Here is a 23,739-nt window from a genome sequence, read left to right on the forward strand (position 1 = left end):
GGATTCGTATATGTCAGAGACAAAAGAACAGATTTTAAAAATACGGGACCTGGATATTACGTTTCAGACGACTGCAGGAAGCGTGCACGCTATCCGTGGAGTCAATATTGACCTGATGAAGGGCGAGACAGTTGCGATCGTTGGTGAGTCCGGCTCCGGTAAATCCGTAACAATGAAAGCTGCCATGGGTATTTTGGCATCCAATGCGAAAGTAACAGGCGGTACCATAGAATTTTCCTATCATCATGCGGATGGAACGCCGCAGACGGTAGACATTTTAACAAAAGATAAAAAGTGGATCAGACGCCATATCAATGGAAAAAGAATTGCCATGGTATTCCAGGATCCGATGACAAGTCTTGATCCGACCATGACGATCGGAAAACAGATCATGGAAGGTATGATCTGGCATTTTAAGACACCGAAGAAAGAAGCCTGGGATAAGGCAGTAGAACTTTTAAAAGAGGTTGGCATCGAGGATGCGGAAAAACGTATGAAAAACTATCCGCATCAGCTCTCCGGTGGTATGAGACAGCGTGTGGTCATTGCCATCGCGCTTGCCTGTAACCCGGATCTTCTGATCTGTGATGAGCCGACGACTGCACTGGATGTTACGATTCAGGCAAAGATCATCGAGCTGATCCGCAGAGTACAGAAAGAGAGAGGCATTTCCGTTATTTACATCACACATGACCTCGGCGTGGTTGCCAAAGTTGCAGATTACGTCAATGTCATGTATGCCGGAAAAATCGTCGAGAAAGGTACGATCAATGAGATATTCTATGATCCGAAGCATCCGTATACATGGGGACTGCTCTCCGCAATGCCTGATCTTGATACCGCGGACGAGAGGCTTTACACGATCCCTGGTTCGCCGCCAAACTTGTTAAACGAGAAACCGGGCGATGCGTTTGCACCGCGTAACCAGTTTGCGCTTGAGATCGATGACAAGGCTGAGCCGCCAATGTTCCAGATCACAGATACGCATTATGCGGCAACCTGGCTGTTAGATCCGCGGGCACCGAAGGCAGAGATGCCGCTTGAATTAAAAGAGCGTATTGCGCGAATGAAGAAGGAGGCTAAGATCGATGACGGTGAATGAAAACAGTAAGCCTCTTCTTACCGTGAAAGGCTTGAAACAATATTTTAAGGTAAGTAATACATATACCGTGCATGCGGTAGAAAACGTAAGTTTCCAGATCTATCCGGGTGAGACATATGGTCTGGTCGGCGAATCCGGTTCCGGAAAATCAACGATCGGAAGAAGCATCATAAGACTATATGATCCGACTGCCGGCGAGATCAATTTCAATGGAATGGACATCAGCGGAAAGATCAATAAGGCAAACAGCCAGGCACTGCGCACACAGATGCAGATGATCTTCCAGGACCCGATGGCATCTTTAAATCCAAGAAAAAAAGTGCGCGACATCATTGGCGAGGGCTTAGATATCCATCACATGTACAAGACACGCGCGGGGCGTGAGGAAAAGGTCAAAAATATTCTGGCAAAGGTTGGACTTGCGCCGGAGCATGCGAGCCGTTATCCGCATCAGTTTTCTGGTGGACAGAGACAGCGTGTCGGAATTGCGAGAGCGCTGATCATGAACCCGAAACTGATCATTGCAGATGAGTGTATCTCTGCGCTGGACGTTTCCATTCAGGCACAGGTTGTAAACCTGATGAAGGATATCCAGCAGGAGACCGGAACTGCTTATCTGTTTATCGCACATGACCTTTCCATGGTCAAATATATTTCGGATCGCATCGGGGTACTTCATCTGGGACATCTTTTAGAGACCGGAACAACGGAGGAAATCTTTGAGAATCCAATCCACCCATATACGAAGAGCCTTCTTTCTGCGATACCTGCACCGAATCCGGTCGTGGAAAAGAATCGTGTGGCATTGAGCTACGATTACAAGACTTCCGGCATTGATTACAATAAAGGAACGGATCATCTGGTGTCCGGGACACATTATGTGAAATGTACGGATGAAGAATTTAAGAAATGGACAGAATAATATAATAGGAAACCATCACAAACCGGGAGCCGGGGTGTGGTGGTTTCCTTTTTTGGTAAAAGTGCTGAATTTTTTGGGGATGGGAGTACTGAATATTATGTGAAAAATAGAATATAAAATTTAAACCGAAACCTTATTGACTTTGAAAATGGATTTTGGTATATAAGAGTAAAAATTCAAAAAATTCAAAGAGAAAGGAAATAACAATCTATGTTGTCACAAAAGAGTACAATGAAAAACAAATTGGAAAATATGCGTTTGAAGGAAAGGATAAACTATGGCTACAGAAAAGTCATTATTATGATGTTGATTTCGGGGCTGTTTTCTATCGTGGTCATAGGTGTGTTATTTGCTAATATGTTACATTATATAGATGATGTCAATGCTGCGGATCAGGCGGTAAAAATCTGCAGGATCAATGTGAATGCGTCAGCGAGAAATATCAGGGAAATGGCATTAAATAATGATACATCTGCTTATGACAGTTATGAGCAGACTGTAAAAAAGCAGCTTACAGAAGTGGATTCGCAGCTGGAAATATTAAAGAAAACCAAAGTCTTACCGGATGAGGAATATAATGAGTATGCATCTGCTCTTTCTGATTGGGGAAACATTGGTTATTCGATTATAGAAGAAATTAAAAATGGCGAAAAAGAGAAAGCGATTGATGAAATTTTTAATAGTTGTACACCTGCATTAAATAAACTTGTGGAAATTGCCATAAGATTAGATGAGATCACAGATGAAGTAAGTGAGCAGTCTGCAAGAACTACAATTATTTTTGCTGTTGCAGGAATTGTGTGTATTATTATCTGTCTGGTTTATGCATGCACACTGGCTAAGGTAACAAGTAAAAAGGTACTTGAAACAATTCTGGATCCGTTACGTGCAGTGGAAGACGTTGCAAAGGAACTGACAGAAGGAAATTTACACAGTACGCTGGAATATCATTCGGAGGATGAGATTGGAAGACTGGCGCACAGTATGCGCAAATCAATTCGTATTTTGGGAACTTATGTAGATGATATTGATCGTGCAATGAAACTGTTCTCAGAAGGAAATTTTGATGTTCAGCCGGAAGTAGAGTGGAAGGGAGATTTTGTCGGTATTTTAAATTCTTTCATGTCATTTGAGAAGAGTATGGCAGAAACGATCAAAGGAATTAAAAATGTTTCGAGTGAGGTTTCAAGTGCAGCAGACCAGGTGGCATCAAGTTCCAATGATCTTGCAGATGGAGCTACGAATCAGGCAGCGGTTGTAGAAGAACTGACGGCTACAGTTGCCGGAGTTTCTGAACAGGTAGAAAAAAATTCACAATCTGCAAAAGCAATCAGTGGAAGAGTGGATGAACTTGGAAATGCCATTTCAGACAGCAATGGTAAGATGCATGAAATGGTTGCTTCTATGCATGAGATTAATGAGGCATCAAAAGAGATTGATAAGATTATTGCAACAATTAATGAAATTGCTTCCCAGACAAATCTGCTGGCGTTGAATGCTTCTATTGAAGCGGCAAGGGCCGGAGAGGCAGGAAAAGGATTTGCAGTTGTAGCGAATCAGGTAAATTTATTAGCTGAACAGAGTGCCCAGGCGGCAAAGGAATCAGCATCACTGATCGAAACATCTGTGAATGCGGTAGAAAAAGGTATGATAATCGCGGAAGAGACTGCGGCACAGCTGGAGGAGGTAGCAGAGAACTCCAAGCTGATTACGGAAGACGTTACACATATTGCGGATACATTAGAGACACAGACAACAGAAATCCAGCAGATCAATGAGGGAATTGAGCAGATCAATGATGTTGTGCAGACAAATTCTGCAACATCTGAGGAGTGTGCGGCTGCCAGTCAGGAGATGAGCAGTGAGGCAGAGAGTCTGCAGGGAATGATCCAGAAATTTAAAGTTCCGGAAACTGAAAATTTAACAGAATAAAAATATCAGACATAAAATGGAGTGCACTTTATTTGTAAAAAATGAGTGGTATAAACGGTAGACAAGATCCGTGGCTTATGCTGCGGATCTTTTTTTTGTTTATTGCATGAAAGAGACAATCTATAGTATGATAGAGAAAGTACAAACTAAGGATGGAAAAGGTATATACTATGATAGTCTCGGTTATTGAAAAGGTCTACGCATTTTTATGGGGAGATCTGATTACGATCCCTTTGCCGCAGGAAAGCAGCATAGGTATTTCTTTACTTGTAATTCTTCTGATTCCGACAGGAATCTATTTTACGATCCGCACAAGATTTTTGCCGGTCAGGCTTTTCCCGGATATGATAAAAGCACTTATGGCAAAAAAGGAAAATAAGGACAGTCTTTCCACATTCCAGACGCTGATCGTATCGACGGCTACCAGAGTCGGCATGGGAAATCTGGTAGGCGTTGTAGCGGCAATCTCAGCAGGCGGTGCCGGTGCTGTGTTCTGGATGTGGGTGACAGCGCTGATCGGTTCCTCGACCGCATTTGTGGAGGGGACGCTCGCACAGTTACACAAGGAGAAAGATCCTTTGTATGGCGGATATCGCGGAGGTCCCGCATATTATATCCATCATTTCTGTGAAGAAAAATTAAAAAAGAAGAAAAAGCATGTGCTGATCGCGGTACTTTTTGCAATTTCAGGACTGATCTGTTGGTGCGGCATCAGCCAGGTTATCAGTAACTCCGTGGCATCATCCTTTGAAAATGCATTTGGCATTCCGCCACTCTACACAACAATCGTACTGGTTGCGATTGCGGCGGTGATCGTCCTTCGGAAAAATGCGACGGTAAAAGTGCTTGACGTGGTCGTGCCGGTTATGGCGGTCTGCTATTTTGTAATTACAATATTTATTATCCTGAAAAATATTGGTAGCATTCCGGCGGTTTTTGGTCGGATTTTTGAGGAGGCGTTTGGACTCAGGCAGGCAGTCTCCGGCGGCTTCGGCGCTGTCCTTATGAATGGCGTAAAAAGGGGATTGTTTTCAAATGAAGCCGGTTCCGGCTCTGCACCATGTGCTGCCGCAGCAGCCGAATGTGAGACGCCGGTCAGCGCCGGACTGACACAGGCACTTGGTGTATTTATTGATACGATCGTGATCTGCAGCTGTACTGCAATGATCATGCTTACAGCACCGGAAAATGTCGTGGCGGGAAAAGAAGGCATGGATCTGCTTCAATCGGCAATGCGCTATCACCTGGGTGAATTTGGCGTGATATTCATCGCAGTGACCCTGTTTTTATTCAGTTTCTCCACATTCTTAGGTATTCTGTTTTATGCCAGAAGCAATGTTGCTTATCTGTTTGGTGACAAATGGATCTGGCAGACATTGTATAAGATACTTGCCTTGGTCATGCTTTTTATTGGAGGAATTGCGGCATATACTTTTGTATGGGATCTTGGCGATGTAGGAATCGGACTGATGACCATTTTTAATACAGGAATCCTGTATCTGCTTGGCGGACAGGCACTTGCGGCATTAAAAGAATTTGAATCCTCAAAATAATAAGTGTATCATATCATTTAAAATCCACCTTAATAACAATAAAAAACCAGAAATGGAGTAAAAAATATGAAAAGAGAATCTTTCAAATCCCGTTTGGGATTTTTACTCGTGAGCGCAGGCTGTGCAATCGGAATTGGAAACGTATGGCGATTCCCTTATGTGGCTGGACAAAACGGTGGCGGAATCTTTGTATTATTTTACCTGATCTTTCTCGTTGCAATGGGACTTCCTGTGCTTACAATGGAGCTTGCTGTGGGACGGGCAAGCAGGAACAGCGCTGTATTAGGATATAAGACACTCGAAAAAGAAGGCAGTAAATGGCATATTCACGGCTGGATCGCAATGTTTGGCTGCTATATGCTGATGATGTATTACACGACAGTCTCTGGCTGGATGGTATCTTATTTTTTCAAATTTTTAAAAGGTGAATTTCTGACCGGAATGACAGCGGATGACACGGCAGCAGCATTTGGAAATCTTCTTGCGGATCCCTTGCAGATGGCATTCTGGATGATCCTTACGGTAGTACTCGGATTTTTTGTGTGCAGCAGGGGATTGCAGAATGGACTGGAAAAAATAAGCAAGTTTATGATGAGTGCATTGTTAATTTTGATCGTTGTTCTTGCGGTGCATAGTATCACATTGCAGGGGGCAGCTGAGGGTGTGAAATTTTATCTTGTACCGGATCTGGATACAGTTGCAGAGACAGGACTTAAAAATGTGATCACAGCGGCTATGAACCAGGCATTTTTCACCTTAAGTCTTGGTGTTGCGGCAATGGAGATCTTTGGAAGTTATATGGGAAAAGAACATTCACTTGCCGGTGAGGGAGCACAGATCTGTGGACTTGACACTTTTGTTGCGATCATGTCAGGACTGATCATTTTCCCGGCATGCTTCAGCTATGGTGTGGAAGTGGATGCCGGTCCCAGCCTGATCTTTATCACGCTTCCAAATGTATTTGTCAATATGGCGGGTGGACGTATCTGGGGATGTCTGTTTTTCCTGTTTATGACGTTTGCCAGCTTTTCAACAGTCATGGCGGTATTTGAAAACATCATGTCATTTTGTATGGACATGTTTCAATGGAGCAGAAAGAAAGCTGCGTTCATCAACGCAGTGATCATTCTAATCGCAAGTATTCCGTGCGTATTAGGCTATAATGTGTGGAGCAGCCTGCATCTGATAGGCAGCCGCGATATACTTGACAGTGAGGATTTTATCGTCAGCAATCTGCTTTTACCGATCGGTTCACTGATCTATCTGCTGTTTAGCGTAACGAAGTGGGGATGGGGATTTGACAAATATATCGACGAAGCAAACACGGGAGAGGGACTTAAGATCTCCAAAAAATTAAAACCGTATTTTCAGTTTATATTGCCGCTGCTGATTCTGTTTATCCTGATTCAGGGGCTTGTGTAAAAAAGGAAAGCAATTAAGAGAAAAATAGTGAAAGAATAGTGAAAAATAGTGTAAAAATAGTGTAAATTTAATGGAATAAATTACGGAAATCCGGTATAATAGAATGATGCAGGAGGGAGCAAAATGATCCATGTTACACTTACGAACAATATTCTAAAGAGGATATCACAGATTGATAAAAATAAATTCTCAATGGGCAATGTTCATATACCGAGTATTACCGCAAATAAGTTAAGAAAAAATTCCAAGAAGAAAAGTTCCTATGCATCCAATAAAATAGAGGGAAATCCGCTCACAGAGGGACAGGCAGATGCCGCAATCGAAAGTGATCCGCACAGACATTTCTTAAAGCCGGAGCAGGAAGTAAGGAATTACTTCATGGCATTGTGTCTTTTAGAAAAGAAGGTAAAAGATAAAGTCCCGTTTTCTAAGGAATTGATTCTGGAGATTCAGGCGTTAGTGGAAAAAGGAGCATCTAAGGAAAAAATTGGGCTGAGGGGAGCCATGCCGCCGGGATTTTTGTTTGCAGTGTATGATTCGGAGACGGGAAATGCCGATTATATACCGCCGGAATATATTGATATCCCAGAACTTTTGGATGAATTGGTCAATTATGTGAATACAACAGACGATCATCCGCTGATCGTTGCTGCAGTTGTCCATTATCAACTGGTGGCGATCCATCCGTTCGAAGACGGAAACGGAAGAACGGCAAGACTGATGTCCGGGTATATATTAGACCTGAATGGATATGGGTTTTATGGGATCGGTTCTTTAGAAGAGTATTTTGCATATGATGCCGAAGAGTATTACCGATCCTTGCAGATGGGACTTCCGGCACTGTATTATTCCGGGAGGGATAATCCGCCGCATCCGGAGATATGGGTAGATTATTTCCTGCGCATGATGGAATTATATTCCGCGAAAGTATGCGAGTTGTCCAGGGAATCCAGTGAGGAGGATCTGCTTGTCGGATTGTCTTATCTGAATGCGAAGGAGAAAGAGCTGTTGGTATTTCTGATAAAAAAACATTTGTATGAATTTGCGCCGATTGATGTCAGCAAGTTGGTGGGAGTGACCAGTAAAACGATCATAAACAGGTGTGCAAAACTCTCGGCAAATGGTTTTTTAGTACCGGTGATCGTGAAGGAGAGAATACGCTCATACAGACTGAGCGATTTTACGAGAATGAATGAGAAAAAGATATTAAATCAGTTAAAATAGCTATTATGATATGGAGATTTGTGCCCCGGCACAAACTGGATATGTGCAAAAAACAGCGCAGGAATGGGGATTAAAATGGTCAATCGCGACGACATGCTAGAACTCACCAGACGGATGACGCCCGCACGGGCATCCATAGACCGGATCGCAGGCGCATATTTTGATGAAGAGGGATATGTGGATGGAACATTCAATACGCGTTTCTTAAAATTGTCTGCATCAGACAGGGGAAAAAACTTAGAACTTGCGAAAGCCGTGCTGATCTCAAAGACAAATGAACAGTTAAAAGAGTACAGGATTCCAGATGAAAGCAGAAGACCGGGAAGTATCTGGCAATTATTTGAGGGAATCAAAGAGACCGGATTTTTGTATCCTGCATTTAAGGATCACAGCACAGATTGGTCAAGCAGCCATAGCACCATTGATACAGTCTGCCTTTGTCTTGGCTTCTCTGAAGATGTTTTGAGACTTCTCGTTCTCCAGAATGTCTAGCATGTCTTCCTGACATTTGAAAATCTTCATGATCTCCTCTAAAGTATCCTGTAATTCGTTCATATAACATCCGTCCTTTCTCCATAATGGTTTTCTGTAATTCCTTCACCGTAAGAAGCCATCTTCCTTTTAATTCATTCAGCCCGTGCCAGCGAACGCAGAATATGGCAACAGATAACTGATATCTTTGCAGAGTGCAGCATTGATTATGATAGAGATTCTGATACTGCATATCATTTTTATGCCACCATACAGAATAAATTCCACTATGCCATTACCGGTAAGACTGCGGCTGAAATTGTGTATAATCAGGCAGACCACACCAAGGAGAATATGGGCTTGCGGGAACTGAAATTGAAGGAAAAACCATAGGAATTATTGGCTGTGGACAGATTGGGTTCAAGACAGCAAAACTGTTTCTGGCATTTGGTGCCAAAGTACTTGCATATGCGCGTCATGAACGAGAGGAAGTAAAAGAACTTGGAATTAAATATGTCAATTTGGATACATTGCTGTCAGAAAGTGACATTATCTCTGTGCATACTCCGGCAAATGCAGAGACCAATGGATTAATCAGTGCGGAGAAAATTGCTAAGATGAAGCCATCAGCAATATTGATCAACTGTGCAAGAGGTCCGATTGTAGATAATCAGGCTCTCGCAAAAGCACTTAATGAGGATAAGCTTGCAGGTATCATACGTGCCAATGGAAGTCCTAAAAGTATAGTTTGATTGGTATGTTGATAGGCTGCATCGCAAACATTATCCTTGATCCGATATTTATTTTTGTTTTTCACTGGGGGTAAAAGGTGCTGCATGGGCTACTAACATAGGACAGATTTTAACGTTCATCATCTATTTTGTATATATTTGGAAATTTAAGAGTGTTAAGATCCACAAAGAGAGTTTTGCTTTGTCGTCAAAAATCCTGAAGAAAATTGTGGGACTTTCTACTGGTGCACAGCCCATCTGGGGCTATAATTACGGCAGTAATCGTTGCTGCTTTCTGTGTTTTTCAATTCGCACCTATGAGCATTGTCCGCCTGTTTGGAACCGAATCTGATTTGTACAGTATTGAAGGCTGTGCTAATCTGATTTATAATGTGTTGCAATAATAGCAAAATGTAATATAAGTAATTGTTTAGCAGGTTTCTATAGCCGTAATCCTTTAATATCTTTAATACGTGATAAGATCGTATTGCAGCTACAGCTGATAACGCCGGGAAGTGTATCAATGACTGTGCGCAGGAAGTGTTCCATTTCATCACTTGATGAGGCAACGGCATGTACATGCAGTTTGTCTCTTCCTGTGACACGGTAAATCTGCGTGACGGTATCATTATTATGTAATATATCTGTCACCTGCGACAGATGGTCTGGTTTTGTCTCAATTTCAAAATAGCATGAAACAGCACCGCTGATCTTTTGAGGGTTTATTATAGTTGTATATTCTTCAATTATGCCTTTTTTCTCCAGAGCCTGAATCCGGGCTTTTATTGCCACTCTGGAAATACCGGTTTCTTTACCGATATCAGAGTAAGAAATACGTGCATTTTCTATAAGCAACTGGATGATCTTCTGATCCAGTTCATCTAAACCGTTCAGGTACATAAGTGTCCCTCCTGTAAAATAATATCCTTCGGATAGTAATTTTTCTTAAATATCATATCATTTATGTTACTGAAAGTAAACGTTGGCTTGACTTGGCAGCTGTAAATACATATAATTATTTCGTAACGTAATTTAAAACTTGCGTTTTGAATGCATGGAATAAATTCTGGCGAAGGAGAATAAGTGAAATTATAAAGGCTGTGGAGGAATATGATAATGTCAAAAGATGAATATTTGATCACAGATACGCCTCTTAAAGCGTTGACGGTTTTTGCAATGCCAATGATTTTGGGCAGCTTTTTTCAACAAATATACAATATGGCTGACTCTATCATCGTCGGTCAATTTGTTGGCTCTTCTGCACTTGCAGCTGTCGGGGCCTGCGCAGCGCTGACCAATGTTTTCATTTGTGTGGCACTGGGGGCAGGTGTCGGTGCCGGTGTGCTCGTAAGCCGCTATTTCGGTGCCAGGGAGTATGGAAAAATGAAGACCATCGTGTCAACGTCCTTGTTTAGCTTCTTAATTCTAAGCATAGTCCTTGGTGTTTTTGGCTTTTGCTTTTCCCACTCGATGATGAGGGTATTACAAACCCCTGGCGATATACTGAATGATGCAGTGTTATATCTGCGGGTCTATTTTGTGGGCTTTCCGTTTCTGTTTATGTATAACATTCTTTCCAACATGTTCACTTCAATTGGTGAATCAAAAATCCCACTGGGACTTCTGGTATTCTCGTCAATCTTAAATATTTTTATGGATCTTTGGATGGTGGCCGGACTTGGGCTCGGGGTGTTTGGGGCAGCCCTTGCGACTCTTATAGCACAGGGGATTTCTGCGGTGTTTTCACTTTTTCTTTTCCTTAGCCGGATGCGTCGATATAAAAGTCGATTTGATTGGTTTGACAGGAAGGAGTTATATTCCATGCTTCAAATTGCTGTACCTTCGGTTCTTCAGCAGTCTACAGTGTCTATCGGTATGATGATCGTACAGGCTGTTGTAAACCCTTTCGGTACACAGGCACTTGCGGGGTATGCGGCGACGATGCGGGTAGAGAATGTTTTTTCATTGATTTTTGTATCCATTGGCAATGCGGTTTCCCCATATGTTTCCCAGAATCTTGGTGCAAAGAAAATTGAACGGATCAAAAAAGGATATCACGCTGCACTGGTGTTAGATGTATGTTTTGCAGTTCTTGCTTTTATAGTCATTGAAACATTGCATACTCAGATTTCCTCGCTATTCCTTGGTAAAGATGGAACTGCCCTGGCTTATCAGGTATCCGAGGGTTATATGAGATGGCTCGGTTACTTCTTCATCTTTATGGGAATCAAAATGGCAACCGATGGGGTTCTTCGAGGCATTGGAATCATGCGTCCGTTTCTTATTGCAAACATGGTGAACCTGGCGATTCGTCTGTCGGTTGCTTTGATTTGTGCACCGCGTTTTGGCATTGCATTTGTCTGGCTTGCTGTACCGGCTGGTTGGTTTGCAAACTTTTTAATATCATATATGGCTCTTCGGAGATCATGGCCGACTGATAAAGAAGCGCAATCCCGATAGACTAAAGTAATTCAAAAGGAGGAATTTATAGTATGAACGATAAATGTGTGGTATTGAATGCAAAGAAAATGAATTTTGATGGGAAGCTGGATTTTTCCGTTTTATCTTCTGATGTTACAGTATATGATGATACAACAGAACAGCAGCTGTCAGAGCGTATTCAGGGTGCAGATGTCATTGTAACAAAGGAGATGCCTGTAAGTGCAGAAATGATACAGAAATTCCCGGAATCTGTTAAACTGATCTGCGAGGCAGGTACAGGATATAATAATATTGATCTTGAAGCAGCACGGAAGAAGGGGATTACAGTCTGCAATATCCCGGCATACAGCACAGAACGTGTGGCACATACTGCGATCATGATGATATTGAATCTGAGTTCTGCAATGCAGGCACAGATGAAAATGCTGGCATGCGGAAATCATGACAATTTCACCAGAAATCTTCAGGTTCCGCATGTTGAGGTAAATGGAAAAACACTTGGTGTTATAGGTGCAGGACACATTGGCAGGAAGGTTATCCAGATCGCACAGGCTTTGGATATGAACATACTTGTATATACAAGGACACCGAGAGAGGATGAGAATGGAATCCGCTATGTATCGCTTGAGGAATTACTCAAGAATAGTGATTATGTTTCCATGCACTGTCCATTGACGGAAAGTACAAAACATATGATAAACAAAGAGTCTTTATCACTTATGAAGCCCTCAGCGTTTATCATTAATACTTCAAGAGGTGCACTTATTGATGAGGCTGCTCTTATAGAGGCATTGGAAAATGGTACGATTGCAGGAGCCGGACTTGATGTTCAGGAAACTGAACCACCGGAAGAAACCAACCCTCTTTATACTATGGATCAAGTCCTTTTGACACCACATATGGGATGGAAAGGACTTGAGACAAGACAGCGGTTGGTTTCTATTCTGGCGGATAATATAAAGCAGTTTATGGAAGGGAATCCGATCAATGTTGTATCAGGTATATAGCATCTGGCAGCAAAGTGATGATATAACTTCCGGGTTTGCAGAGTGAAAAAAATATAATTACAATCAATAAGTCAGTGCTTTGATATCTTCTTCCGATACAGCAGGAACAACATAAACAATAGAATTACTGGAAAAATAGAAATCGGAAGTTGTGGAGGTAGAAAAATATGTATAGAATATATAGTGCACTTATCGAAATTGTTGCGGCAGCTGTTTTTATAATTCCTATTTGGTGCATATATAACAAGTTATGTTTTCATAGCTGGAAACGAACTATTATTTATATGGTATTTGGGTTTTATTTTACTGCAGTCTTAGCACTTGTAGGCTTCCCTAATATAGCATCTCTGAAAATTGATTTTGCAGTGAACGTTATCCCGTTTTTGGATATGGTTTCGGATTTCATTAATGCTTGTTTGAATATACTTTTATTTGTTCCATTTGGTTTCTTTTTGCCGATATTGTGGGATAAATTTAGAAATATTAAAAATATTGCCTTAATGGGATTTATAGTTACAAGTTTAATTGAAATATTACAGATTTTTACTTTTAGAACCAGTGATATAAACGATATTATTACAAATACTGTTGGTACTATAATTGGATATTTTATTGTACATAGGATAACTGATAATTTTACGAAGCGAATCTTTTCAAATTCAAAAATGAGTGACTTTTACATAATATGTGTATCTGTAGCACTTATTATGTTCTTCCTTCAACCATTTATTTCATCATTGTTATGGAAAATGGTGCTGTAAATTCAAGTTTGTTTGTGCATTGATGGTTATCTTGAGCTTAGGAGGCGTTTAATGAAAACTGTTTTTTTACATGGGTTGGGACAAACTGCACAGGACTGGAAAGAAGTAGTCCAACAACTATCAATTTCTGATGTCGATTGCCCAGAACTTTTTTCTTCAACAGAAGATGAAATATCCTATTCGCAGATTTTGGGTGATTTAGAACAGCGGTATTCAGAAGTAAAAGAGCCGCTTCGTATCTGCGGTCTTTCGTTAGGTGCGCTTCTTGCGATTGATTTTGCTATTCGACATGAGGAAAAAGTGGATTCGCTGGTTTTGATTGGCGCACAATATAAAGTTCCAAGTTTACTGATAGATTTTCAAAATCTTATCTTCCGTTGTATGCCAAACAAGGTTTTTGAAAGTATGGGACTATCAAAAAGCAGCACCATAAAATTGGCTCACTCTATGCGGTCATTGGATTTTACTTTGCAATTAAATAATATTCGTTGTCCAGTAACAATTTTGTGTGGAAAAAAGGATACTGCCAATCTAAAGGCTTCTAAAAGGCTAAAAGAATTGCTACCCCAAGCTACTTTGCACATCGTTCCAAATGCAGGACATGAACTCAATAAATATGCACCAAACACGATTGCAGAGATATTAAATCAGTAAATTTATCGTGCAAAAAATATAGTAAGATAAATTGTCTGACAGGTAAGCGATCTCTCTCACTTTCATCACAACATCCCACTGTCCTTAGAGAGATGGACGAAGTATAATGTAAGCAACAATCGGAGTTTCAGGAGGAAAATCATGAGCAGTAGGGGAATTTTTATTTTAGCGATTACATGGATTGTTATGTCACCGTTTTGGTTCTGGGCAGAAAATATTGCGTTAGGTATCATATGGCTATGTGGCGGAGTCATTGAACTATTTATCGCATTAGTGAGACGCAGCAAAGAGAAGAAAAGCAAGTAAATTCAAGTTTGCCAAAATGACTACAGACAGGAAACTTGATCTTTTTACAAGAAAGATATCAATATATATTCCATAATTCCCATAAATTTATGGAATTAAAATTTTATGATACTTATAAGACAGTTCCGATTTTCTTTCGGATTTCTCCTATTAGTGAGACAATAATTATTTTTACACAAACCAGCTTATTCGTGGTAGAATAAAACCACAGATAAGCTGGTTGTTTGTTTTGAATGAAGCAGAGTTTATCGAAAAGGTTCGCAGTGCTACGGAACTTCAACAGGAAAGTGAAACATGGGGAAAGCGTGTGGCAGAAATTGTTGGAATGATAAAGTGAAACATGAAATGTGAAAAATTAAAGAAAAAATCCTCATAAAATGTGAGAAAATATAAAAATAAAGCTCATAAAATGTGAAATAAATAATATTTATGGCTCATAAAATGTGTTATAATGAGCAGCGAAACGTGGGAATATCGTATGAAGAAAAAACTTTAAAATGAGGATTTGTATGTATTAAAAAAATAGATCAGTATTTAATTGAATGGAAAAGTGATCCGGATCATTTACCGTTGATTATCAAAGGGGCAAGGCAGATTGGAAAAACAGAATCGATCCTCTATTTTGCCGAAAGCAATTATAAAAGGAGTATCCCGATATGGCGACAGCGTTGAAAGCGTTTAAGCTGGATGGAAAATATGACGGAATGCAGACCTTTTTCTGATACAGAAATGAAAGTTTACAAAGACAGATAAATATTGATTATGAAGAGGATCTTCGGGCAAATAAAAATCTTGGAATTTATAAAGGTGCATTATTTGAAAATTTTATAGCAGAAGCATTTGTAAAACAGGGGTTTGGTCTGTATTATTATAAAAAGTCATTTTGGTGTGCTAAGATAGAAAAAATAAAAAAGAAAGTGAATGGGAAATGGAATTAGACATTATTGGTTTGCTTGGTGCATGCTCTTATGCACTCGACTGTGTCGAAGCGGAACTGACCCATGTTGCGACAAAACATGGAAAAAGAGTTGCATATATGAGCGTATGTACCGCACAAAAAATGGGAATTACAGGAGATGCCCTGCAGGATCTTGCGGCATGTTCGCTGTTGCATGACAATGCGCTGACGCAGTATATTCATGAGGAATTTCACAATGACCTTACAAAAAATAATACGGAAAATATAACGTCAAAGCAGCTTGGCATCCACTGCATTTACGGGGAAGAAAACTTAAAAATGTACCCGTTTCTGACGGATGTGAAAAATGTGATTTTATATCACCATGAAAATGCCGATGGAAGCGGACCATTTGGAAAAAAGTGGGAAGAGATCCCTCTTTTTGCAAGGATCATTCATCTGTGTGATATTTTAGATGCGTTCTGCCGGACGCCGGTATTTGATGATGCCGTGTGGCAGCGCGCAAAAGATTATCTTTTGAAAAATAAAGGGACAAAATTTGATGATGCATGTGTGGATGTTTTTTTGGACGTTTTTGGGGAAGAACATTTTTTAAGCCTTGGAGATGCAGATTTAGAAGAGCGGCTGTGGAATATTGTTCCGAGAAAAAAGCGGGATTTCAGCGATGAAATGTGCAAAAATTTTGCCAATCTGTTTGCAAAGATCATCGACTACAAATCTGAATTTACAAGCCGTCATTCACTTGGTGTTGCAGAAAATGCAGCCAGATTATCCACATATCTCGGTGATGACGAGGAGACGGTGCTAAAAATGTATCTGGCAGGTGCACTGCACGATATCGGAAAAGTTGCAATCGGAAATGATATCTTAGAAAAACCGGGACGCCTTACGGATGAGGAATTTTCCAAAATGAAAAATCATGCGGGATACACATATCTGATCTTATCACAGGCGGAAGGAATGGAGGATATCCGCGATTGGGCGGCGCTCCACCATGAAAAACTCGATGGCACCGGGTATCCGTTCGGTAAAACTGCCGACGAGCTAAACCGGCAGGAACGCATCATGGCGTGCATTGATATCTATCAGGCACTGACAGAGAGCAGACCATATAAAGCCGGAATGACGCATGATGAGGCATGTGCGATACTGGAAAATATGGTACAGAAAGGATGGATTGACGGCGGGATCACGGAACAGATCAAAAAATGTTTTGCGTAAGAGGAAGCGGCATTGAGCCTGCTCCACTCGTTTTACTGCTGGGGCTGCACGGGTGTAGTCCTGCTTTAGTTATAAAAACCGTGCGGTTTAAAATTACCGCACGGTTTTTTTGACCAAATATTAATTTGTATATAGTTCATATGATTTACAGCTTAAACTGTTTCATATCTGCAGAAAGTTTTTCAATATCATCTGCTAAAGCAGATACCAGATCCGAAGATTTCCGGACAACGGTATCGAGCTCAGTTGCCATTGCGGAAGTTTCTTCTGTGGAGGATGCATTGTCGGTTGCAAGCTGTGTCAAGGTATCGATACTCTCTGTGACAAGCTCACGCTGAGAATTGACATTCTGGATCTTTCCGGTAATGGTCTGGATGGACGCCATACAGGAATCAAGAGCACCTTTTAAGTCTTCAAACATCTGCTGTGTACTTTCAAGAGCTGCAACCTGTTCGTCGGAAGCCTCACTCATTTTCTTCATCAGTTCCATAGATTTTTCGGAATTCTGGCTCAGTTCACTGATGATATTGTTGATCTCACTGACTGTCTGCGCAGACTGGGTTGCAAGTCCGCCGATTTCTTCTGCGACAACTGCGAATCCACGTCCGGCTTCACCGGCTCTTGCTGCCTCAATGGAAGCGTTTAAAGAAAGCAGGTTGGTCTGGGATGCAATTTCGCTGATCAGGGTAGCTGCCTGACTGATCTTGTTGACGGAATCATTTGTCTGGGCAGTCTGGTTATACATAGAATCAATATCAGTCTTGGTTGTAGAATTGACATCAATCAGTCTGTGTAAAGTTTCCATGGACTTATTGGAACGATCCTGCATCAGCTGTGCATTCTGATCAAGGGATTCCATTTCTGAGGAAGTATCTGCGATGCCATCGGCAATCTCAGCAATATTTTCAGAGGCACTTGAAGTTGATGCTGCCTGAGAGTTACTGTTTTGGGCAATTTCATTGATTGCAGTCGAAACGTTCTGGATAGATTCGTTCATGCTGTCAAAATTCTTTTTGAAATCCGAAACGGCGGACTGTAAATGAGAGGAAACTCCATCAATGTTGGAGATAAGTCCGACAACCTCCTGCTGTGCAAGATCAAGTGCACCGGCTGTTTTTCCAAGTTCATTTTTACTTGAAACATTGACTCCGGTAGTCAGGTCTCCGGTCGACATCCTGTTTGCAAAATTCTGAATCTCGATCAAAGGTTTGCAGATCGTATTACCGAAAATACGGGAAGCAATGAATACGATAACTGTAAAAATCAGATCAATTATGATTATGACTGTGATCATAGTATGGTATTTCGCCTGAACTTCGTTTTTGGAACTATTCATTTCCGCTTCCATATCATCTACATAGTTACCGGTGGAAACAACCCAGTTCCATGGGGTAAAGATTTGAGAGTACGCGATCTTTGGTGCTACGGTAACACCGTCGGCTTTCGTAAAATAAAATTCATTGAAGCCGCCGCCGTCAGAACCGGTCGAGACTTTCATGATCTCCTGAATGATCTTGACGCCATTCTGATCTGTCAGATCGTAACGGTTATTACCTTCCTGATCGGTTAAGATCGGATGCATAATGAGGTTGTAGTCGGTATCATCGATCCAGAAATAGCCGCTTCCATCATCCCTGTAACGCATGTTGCGGACGATCTCTGCTGCTTCTTTTTTTGCTTCGTCTTCAGTCAGATCACCGTTTTGGGATTTGTCGTATTCTGCCTGTAAAATAGCGATGACAGACTGTACCTGACTTTTGATCTCAGTATTGTACCCATCTAACCTGGCATTTTCATAATTCTTGTTTGCCGTGGAAGTCATAGTGCTGATATTTGAAATTGAAATACCGCCAATGACTATGACAGATACAAGAACAATCATAAGACACATTAGTGTCAGTGAATTTTTTACGCTTTTGCTTTTCATGGATATCAAGCTCCCTTTCCTATAGGTTAATTACACTTATTTTACTATTTTTTGACAAAAAATGGTAGACATAAATTAAAAAAAATATGGTACTTTAGCTATGAAATTGTGGGTAATCACGAAAAAGTGTGAAAAGAAAAAGGAAACACGAATATAAAGCAAATTGTGTTTCCTTTTGGAAGAGCGGAGACGGAGGGATTCGAACCCTCGTGCCCCGGAGGGCTAACGCATTTCGAGTGCGCCCCGTTATGACCACTTCGATACGTCTCCAGATATGTTTTTGCAAATACTTGATTAGTATACCATATTTTGAATGATTTGCAAGAGAAAAGTGGTTGTTGTAAATAGGGAGTGGATATGCTAGTATATTAAAAGTTTCATAGAGAAGATAATTGGTGCCGGCTGTTTTTATCCGGGAAATGGAGCAGTACATAAAGTACAGTATATTTTTCATATTAAAAATAGGTTGGTTAAAAGGGAAACAGGTGCGATTCCTGTACGATCTCGTCACTGTGATTAGGGAGTGCAGATTCCAAAGATAAGTCACTGATGTACTTTGCAGTATGTTGGGAAGGCGGAATCTGTGTGATGATCTTTCAGCCAGGAAACCTGCCAGTTGTCTGGTACAGGGAAATATTTCCCGGATCACGAGTAATTGGTCGTACCGTAAATGTAGGCTGTCAGATTGTCAGCTTATTTATGCAGACTTATTACTCCGCCCTCAAATAAGGCGGAGTGTTTCTTTGTGTGGAAAAATTCCACTGTGTACTATGAACGATACATTATATTATAATAAGGAGAGCATTATGAAGAAAAGAACTATCGCGTTACTTACCACATTAGCGCTTGCAACAGGTATGGTCGCCGGATGCGGAAGCAGCAACACAGCAGCAACAGACACAGCAAAAACCTCTGAGACAGTATCTTCAGAGAAAACAGAGGCAACAGAAACCGTAGAGAGCACGGAAGTTGACGATCAGGCGGCAGCCGATCACGTCGCAGAACTGATCGATGCGATCTATGTTCAGACAAGAAATGATGATACGGACGCACAGTGTGCAGAGGCAAAAGAGGCATGGGATGCATTGACAGATGCACAGAAGGAATTAGTTTCCGGCGAGAACGCAGATCTGGATTATTTCGGAAGAGATACAGGAGATGCCGCAAAGGATGATCCGTTAAATGAAGATAATATCGGAGAAAATGAACTTCTTGTAGTAAGTTTTGGTACCTCATTTAACGACAGCCGTGCTGAGGATATCGGTGGAATTGAAAAAGCACTCGAAGCAGCATATCCGGACTGGTCTGTAAGAAGAGCCTTTACAGCACAGATCATCATCAACCATGTTCAGGCAAGAGATGATGAGAAGATCGACAATGTGGATCAGGCATTAGAGAGAGCTGTTGACAATGGAGTAAAAAATCTTGTTGTTCAGCCGACACACTTAATGCATGGTGCAGAGTATGACGAGCTGGTAGAGACAATTGACAATTACAAAGACAAATTTGAGACAGTTACCGTTGCAGAACCGATGCTTGGTGAAGTAGGATCTGACGCAACTGTGGTCAATGAGGACAAGGCAAAAGTTGCAGAAGCAATTACAGCAGAGGCAGTAAAGACAGCAGGATATGATTCTTTAGATGCAGCAAAAGAAGATGGTACAGCATTCGTATTTATGGGACATGGAACTTCTCATTCTGCAAAGGTAAGCTACAGCCAGATGGCAGCACAGATGAAAGATCTTTCCTATGATAATGTATTTATCGGAACTGTTGAGGGTGAACCGGAAGAGACAGCATGTGAAAATGTGATCGAAGCTGTAAAAGAAGCCGGTTATACAAAAGTTGTTTTAAGACCTCTTATGGTTGTTGCAGGAGATCATGCAAACAACGATATGGCAGGCGACGACGAAGATTCCTGGAAGAGCCAGTTCACAGCAAGTGGATATTTTGACAGCGTTGATACACAGATTTCAGGACTTGGAAGAATCGAAGCAATCCAGCAGATCTATATTGATCATACAAAAGATGCAATCGATTCCCTTGGAGACCTTGAGTCAACATCCACCACAGAGAGTACCGTTGGTACTCTCGAGGATGGTGTTTACACCGCAAAGTTTGATACAGACAGCAGCATGTTTCATGTAAATGAGGCAGATGAGGGACGTGGTATCCTTACCGTAGAAAACGGAAAAATGACGATCCATATCAGCCTTGTTTCAAAAAAAATTGTAAATCTGTTTGTCGGAACAGCAGATGATGCGAAAAAAGACGGTGCTGCTATTTTAGAGCCGACAACGGATACCGTAAAATACAGTGATGGAACTACCGACGAGGTATATGGTTTTGATGTGCCGGTAGAAGCATTAGATGAAGAATTTGATCTTGCAATCCTCGGCACAAAAGGCGAGTGGTACGATCACAAAGTAAGCGTTTCTGATCCGCAGGAGACAGATAACTAATAAATGGAGATTTGTATGAATAAAAAGAGAGTGACCGCAGTAATCTTATCCGCAATGATGTGCATGCAGATATTCACGGGATGCGGTGCAAAAAATAATGCCGCTGCAGTAGAAGGCGGGGCTGGTCAGACAGCCACGGAAAGTGCACAGGGAGCGGCAGGTACAGTCACAGAGGAAAATGCACAGACAGCAGAGGAAAATGTGCAGGGAACGGCAGATCAGGATGGAACAGAAGAAAGCATGACAGGAAATGATGCCGCAGAACAGGCAGACAGCACAGAAGTTTCAGTTCCTGAGGATGGCGAATATACGGTGGAAGTCACATTAGAAGGCGGCAGCGGAAAAGCAACTGTGGATTCACAGGCGAAAGTTACTGTGAAGGATGGAGTGGCATATGCGACGATCACATGGAGCAGTACGCATTACGATTACATGATCGTGAACGGGGAGAAATATCTCAATGAAAATGAAGGTGGAAACTCTACATTCACATTTCCAATTGATGGAATCCCATGTGAGATGGATGTGATCGGTGATACGACGGCAATGAGTACGCCGCATGAGATTGATTACACCCTGACTTTTCAATTTCCGGAAACGGCAGGTTTTAAAGACTTAGACTGCAATGGGCGTATGGAGTTATCCTACGCCGACCAGTTTGAAGTAGAACAATATGGTGCTTATAAGCTGATTACGATCGTGGATAACGGTCGTTTTTTGCTTGTGCCAAAAGGTGTCAAAGTGCCGGCGGATGTTCCGGCAGATGTGACAGTTTTACAACAGCCGCTTGAAAATGTATATCTGGTGTCGAGTGCGGTGATGGATTTAGTCTGCCAGATCGGTGCTGTCTCCGATCTGAAATATACAGGAGTAAAAGAAAAAGACTGGTATGTAAAAGAGGCGGCAGATGCGATGGCAGCGGGAAATCTGATCTATGCCGGGAAATACAGTGCGCCTGACTATGAACTTTTACTTTCCGGTGGATGCACGTTTGCGATTGAAAATACGATGATCACGCACAACCCGGAAGTGAAAGAAAAATTAGAAGAACTTGGAATCAAGGTCATGATCGAGCGTTCCAGCTATGAAAAGCATCCGCTTGGAAGACTGGAATGGATAAAACTTTTTGGCGTTTTGTTCGGGAGAGAACAGCAGGCCAAAGCGTTTTTTGATGCGCAGGCAGCACATATTGAGCCGATTTTGGAAAAAGAAAAAACGGGGCTGTCGGTAGCATTTTTTGCAGTTGCATCGGATGGAACGATTACGGTACGGAAACCAAATGATTATGTATCATCAATGATCGAACTTGCGGGGGGCACTTATTCCTTAAATGGTTATGTCCCGGAAGAGGAAAATGCACTCTCCACATTAAAAATGCAGATGGAAGATTTCTATGCGGCCGAAAAAGATGCTGACATTCTCATTTACAATGGTACAATAGAGGGAGAACTGACATCGATCGCTGAACTGGTACAGAAAAACAGTCTGTTTGCCGACTTTAAAGCAGTAAAATCAGGACAGGTCTACACAACCGGAAACAATTTTTACCAGCAGACCAGTGGAACCTGTGATTTCATTGAGGATCTCAATAAGGTACTGAATGGGGAAACGGATGCAGAGTACCGGTTTTTGAAGAAAATCAACTGACAGGAATTCATATAAACCAGAGGAAATCATGAAAAAACGTTATATCATCTCTTTTGTTGTTGCAATTATCATATTATCGGTATTGTTTTTATGGAATGTCGGGGCGGGAAGTGTGGACATATCCACATCGGATCTGTTTGCAATCCTTGCGGGAAGTGGAAAAGATGAGACATTTTCACAGATCGTGTGGAAAATCAGACTGCCGCGCATCCTTGCTGCGATCTTGTTAGGAGGAGCACTGTCAGTGTCGGGATTTTTACTCCAGAGCTTTTTCCAGAATCCGATTGCAGGACCGTATGTGCTTGGAATTTCATCCGGCGCAAAACTGGTGGTGGCACTTACCATGATTTTCCTGCTGGAAAAAGGCATTATGATCAGTTCCTTTGGCATGGTTATGGCTGCGTTTGTGGGTTCCATGCTTGCCATGGGATTCGTGCTTTTAATTTCATTTCGCGTGTCAAAAATGTCGCTGCTGGTGGTCTGTGGGATCATGATCGGTTATATCTGTTCCGCCATCACGGACTTTGGCGTCACATTTGCCAGCGATTCGAATATCGTCAATCTTCACAACTGGTCGATGGGAAGTTTTTCCGGCATGACATGGGAAAATATAAAAATGATCGTCGTGATCGTCGGTGTAGCAGTGCTTGTGACTTTTTGTCTGGCAAAACCGATCGGGGCATATCAGATGGGGGAGGCATATGCCAGAAATATTGGTGTCAATGTAAAAGTATTGAGGGTCACGATGATCCTTTTATCAAGCCTTCTGTCTGCCTGCGTGACTGCATTTGCGGGACCGATCTCCTTTGTCGGAATTGCAGTGCCGCATCTGGTGAGGATGGCGACAAAAACAGCGCGCCCGATTATCCTGATTCCGGGGTGTTTTTTGTGTGGTGCAGTTGTGACACTTTTTTGTGACGGAATTGCAAGAACCGTGTTTGCGCCGACGGAAATCAGTATCAGCTCGGTTACGGCACTGTTTCTGGTGCCGGTCGTGATCGCAGCAATGTTGAGAAAACAGGAGGGGAGGTAGTCA

Annotated in this window: 19 protein-coding genes, 1 tRNA gene, 1 pseudogene and 1 riboswitch; of the genes and pseudogenes, 18 read left to right on the forward strand and 3 right to left on the reverse strand. The window is 41.8% G+C overall.

Going from position 1 to position 23,739, the window contains the following annotated elements; translation table 11 throughout:
• Window positions 1–10 precede the first annotated feature (10 nt).
• From DW650_RS13905 to DW650_RS13950, 9 genes are all read left to right on the forward strand, one after another.
• Window positions 11–1,102, forward strand: a complete 1,092-nt coding sequence (locus tag DW650_RS13905; protein WP_117920198.1) for an ABC transporter ATP-binding protein — start codon at window positions 11–13, stop codon at window positions 1,100–1,102.
• Window positions 1,089–2,024 carry an ABC transporter ATP-binding protein gene (locus DW650_RS13910; RefSeq protein ID WP_118210249.1) on the forward strand — a complete coding sequence of 312 codons (936 nt, stop codon included), beginning with the start codon at window positions 1,089–1,091 and terminating at the stop codon, window positions 2,022–2,024. Before DW650_RS13905 ends, DW650_RS13910 begins: the two co-directional genes overlap by 14 nt.
• Window positions 2,025–2,234: 210 nt before the next feature.
• The gene (locus DW650_RS13920) at window positions 2,235–3,956 is read left to right on the forward strand and encodes a methyl-accepting chemotaxis protein (RefSeq protein WP_118210250.1); all 1,722 of its coding nucleotides are present in this window, start codon (window positions 2,235–2,237) and stop codon (window positions 3,954–3,956) included.
• Window positions 3,957–4,126: 170 nt separating this feature from the next.
• A complete protein-coding gene (locus DW650_RS13925; RefSeq protein WP_117920305.1) occupies window positions 4,127–5,509 on the forward strand; it encodes an alanine/glycine:cation symporter family protein in 1,383 nt (460 codons plus the stop codon).
• Between the two features lie 66 nt (window positions 5,510–5,575).
• A complete protein-coding gene (locus tag DW650_RS13930; RefSeq protein WP_117920192.1) occupies window positions 5,576–6,931 on the forward strand; it encodes a sodium-dependent transporter in 1,356 nt (451 codons plus the stop codon).
• 123 nt (window positions 6,932–7,054) lie between these two features.
• Window positions 7,055–8,155, forward strand: a complete 1,101-nt coding sequence (locus DW650_RS13935; protein WP_118210251.1) for a Fic family protein — start codon at window positions 7,055–7,057, stop codon at window positions 8,153–8,155.
• A gap of 63 nt (window positions 8,156–8,218) precedes the next feature.
• Window positions 8,219–8,647, forward strand: coding sequence for a DUF4317 family protein (locus DW650_RS13940; RefSeq protein ID WP_243102969.1), 429 nt, complete (start codon window positions 8,219–8,221; stop codon window positions 8,645–8,647).
• A gap of 183 nt (window positions 8,648–8,830) precedes the next feature.
• Window positions 8,831–9,019, forward strand: coding sequence for a RhuM family protein (gene rhuM / locus DW650_RS13945; protein ID WP_408639574.1), 189 nt, complete (start codon window positions 8,831–8,833; stop codon window positions 9,017–9,019).
• Window positions 9,020–9,039: 20 nt separating this feature from the next.
• Complete coding sequence (locus tag DW650_RS13950) at window positions 9,040–9,378, forward strand: NAD(P)-dependent oxidoreductase (protein WP_243102976.1); 339 nt, start codon at window positions 9,040–9,042, stop codon at window positions 9,376–9,378.
• A 420-nt stretch (window positions 9,379–9,798) separates the two neighbouring features.
• Here the strand turns inward: DW650_RS13950 and DW650_RS13955 are convergent, their stop codons facing one another.
• Window positions 9,799–10,257: an Lrp/AsnC family transcriptional regulator gene (locus tag DW650_RS13955; RefSeq protein WP_118210253.1), complete on the reverse strand. Its 459-nt coding sequence runs from the start codon at window positions 10,255–10,257 to the stop codon at window positions 9,799–9,801.
• A gap of 216 nt (window positions 10,258–10,473) precedes the next feature.
• Here DW650_RS13955 and DW650_RS13960 point away from each other — a divergent pair, with 216 nt between their 5' ends.
• The 6 genes from DW650_RS13960 (at window position 10,474) to DW650_RS13980 (ending at window position 16,667) form a co-directional block, all read left to right on the forward strand.
• On the forward strand, window positions 10,474–11,817 hold the full coding sequence (locus DW650_RS13960; RefSeq protein ID WP_118210254.1) for an MATE family efflux transporter: 1,344 nt from the start codon (window positions 10,474–10,476) through the stop codon (window positions 11,815–11,817).
• Window positions 11,818–11,849: 32 nt separating this feature from the next.
• A complete protein-coding gene (locus DW650_RS13965; protein ID WP_118210255.1) occupies window positions 11,850–12,806 on the forward strand; it encodes a 2-hydroxyacid dehydrogenase in 957 nt (318 codons plus the stop codon).
• Window positions 12,807–12,973: 167 nt separating this feature from the next.
• A complete protein-coding gene (locus tag DW650_RS13970) occupies window positions 12,974–13,567 on the forward strand; it encodes a VanZ family protein (RefSeq protein ID WP_117920180.1) in 594 nt (197 codons plus the stop codon).
• Window positions 13,568–13,618: 51 nt separating this feature from the next.
• Entirely contained in the window at window positions 13,619–14,221 is a 603-nt protein-coding gene (locus DW650_RS13975; RefSeq protein WP_005342549.1) for an alpha/beta fold hydrolase, read from the forward strand.
• Between the two features lie 141 nt (window positions 14,222–14,362).
• The gene (locus tag DW650_RS19775; protein ID WP_006857209.1) at window positions 14,363–14,527 is read left to right on the forward strand and encodes a hypothetical protein; all 165 of its coding nucleotides are present in this window, start codon (window positions 14,363–14,365) and stop codon (window positions 14,525–14,527) included.
• Window positions 14,528–15,455: 928 nt separating this feature from the next.
• Window positions 15,456–16,667, forward strand: coding sequence for an HD-GYP domain-containing protein (locus DW650_RS13980; RefSeq protein WP_118210256.1), 1,212 nt, complete (start codon window positions 15,456–15,458; stop codon window positions 16,665–16,667).
• 145 nt (window positions 16,668–16,812) lie between these two features.
• On the opposite strand, the gene DW650_RS13985 is transcribed toward DW650_RS13980, so the two are convergent.
• Entirely contained in the window at window positions 16,813–18,594 is a 1,782-nt protein-coding gene (locus DW650_RS13985; protein ID WP_118210257.1) for a methyl-accepting chemotaxis protein, read from the reverse strand.
• A gap of 184 nt (window positions 18,595–18,778) precedes the next feature.
• Window positions 18,779–18,864 (reverse strand) — tRNA-Ser (locus DW650_RS13990).
• Between the two features lie 176 nt (window positions 18,865–19,040).
• Window positions 19,041–19,225: riboswitch (cobalamin riboswitch) on the forward strand.
• Window positions 19,226–19,400: 175 nt separating this feature from the next.
• Between DW650_RS13990 and DW650_RS13995 the strand changes: the two are divergent.
• The 3 genes and pseudogenes from DW650_RS13995 to DW650_RS14005 all read left to right on the forward strand — a co-directional run.
• Window positions 19,401–20,636 (forward strand): annotated as a pseudogene (locus tag DW650_RS13995) (sirohydrochlorin cobaltochelatase); the annotation flags it as partial.
• 435 nt (window positions 20,637–21,071) lie between these two features.
• Window positions 21,072–22,703 (forward strand): ABC transporter substrate-binding protein, encoded by a 1,632-nt coding sequence (locus DW650_RS14000; RefSeq protein WP_243102970.1) that lies wholly within the window; start codon window positions 21,072–21,074, stop codon window positions 22,701–22,703.
• A gap of 28 nt (window positions 22,704–22,731) precedes the next feature.
• Window positions 22,732–23,736, forward strand: coding sequence for a FecCD family ABC transporter permease (locus tag DW650_RS14005; RefSeq protein WP_022113111.1), 1,005 nt, complete (start codon window positions 22,732–22,734; stop codon window positions 23,734–23,736).
• Window positions 23,737–23,739: the final 3 nt, after the last annotated feature.

It is taken from the genome of Roseburia sp. AM23-20 (assembly GCF_003470905.1).
Lineage (GTDB): Bacteria > Bacillota > Clostridia > Lachnospirales > Lachnospiraceae > Roseburia > Roseburia rectibacter.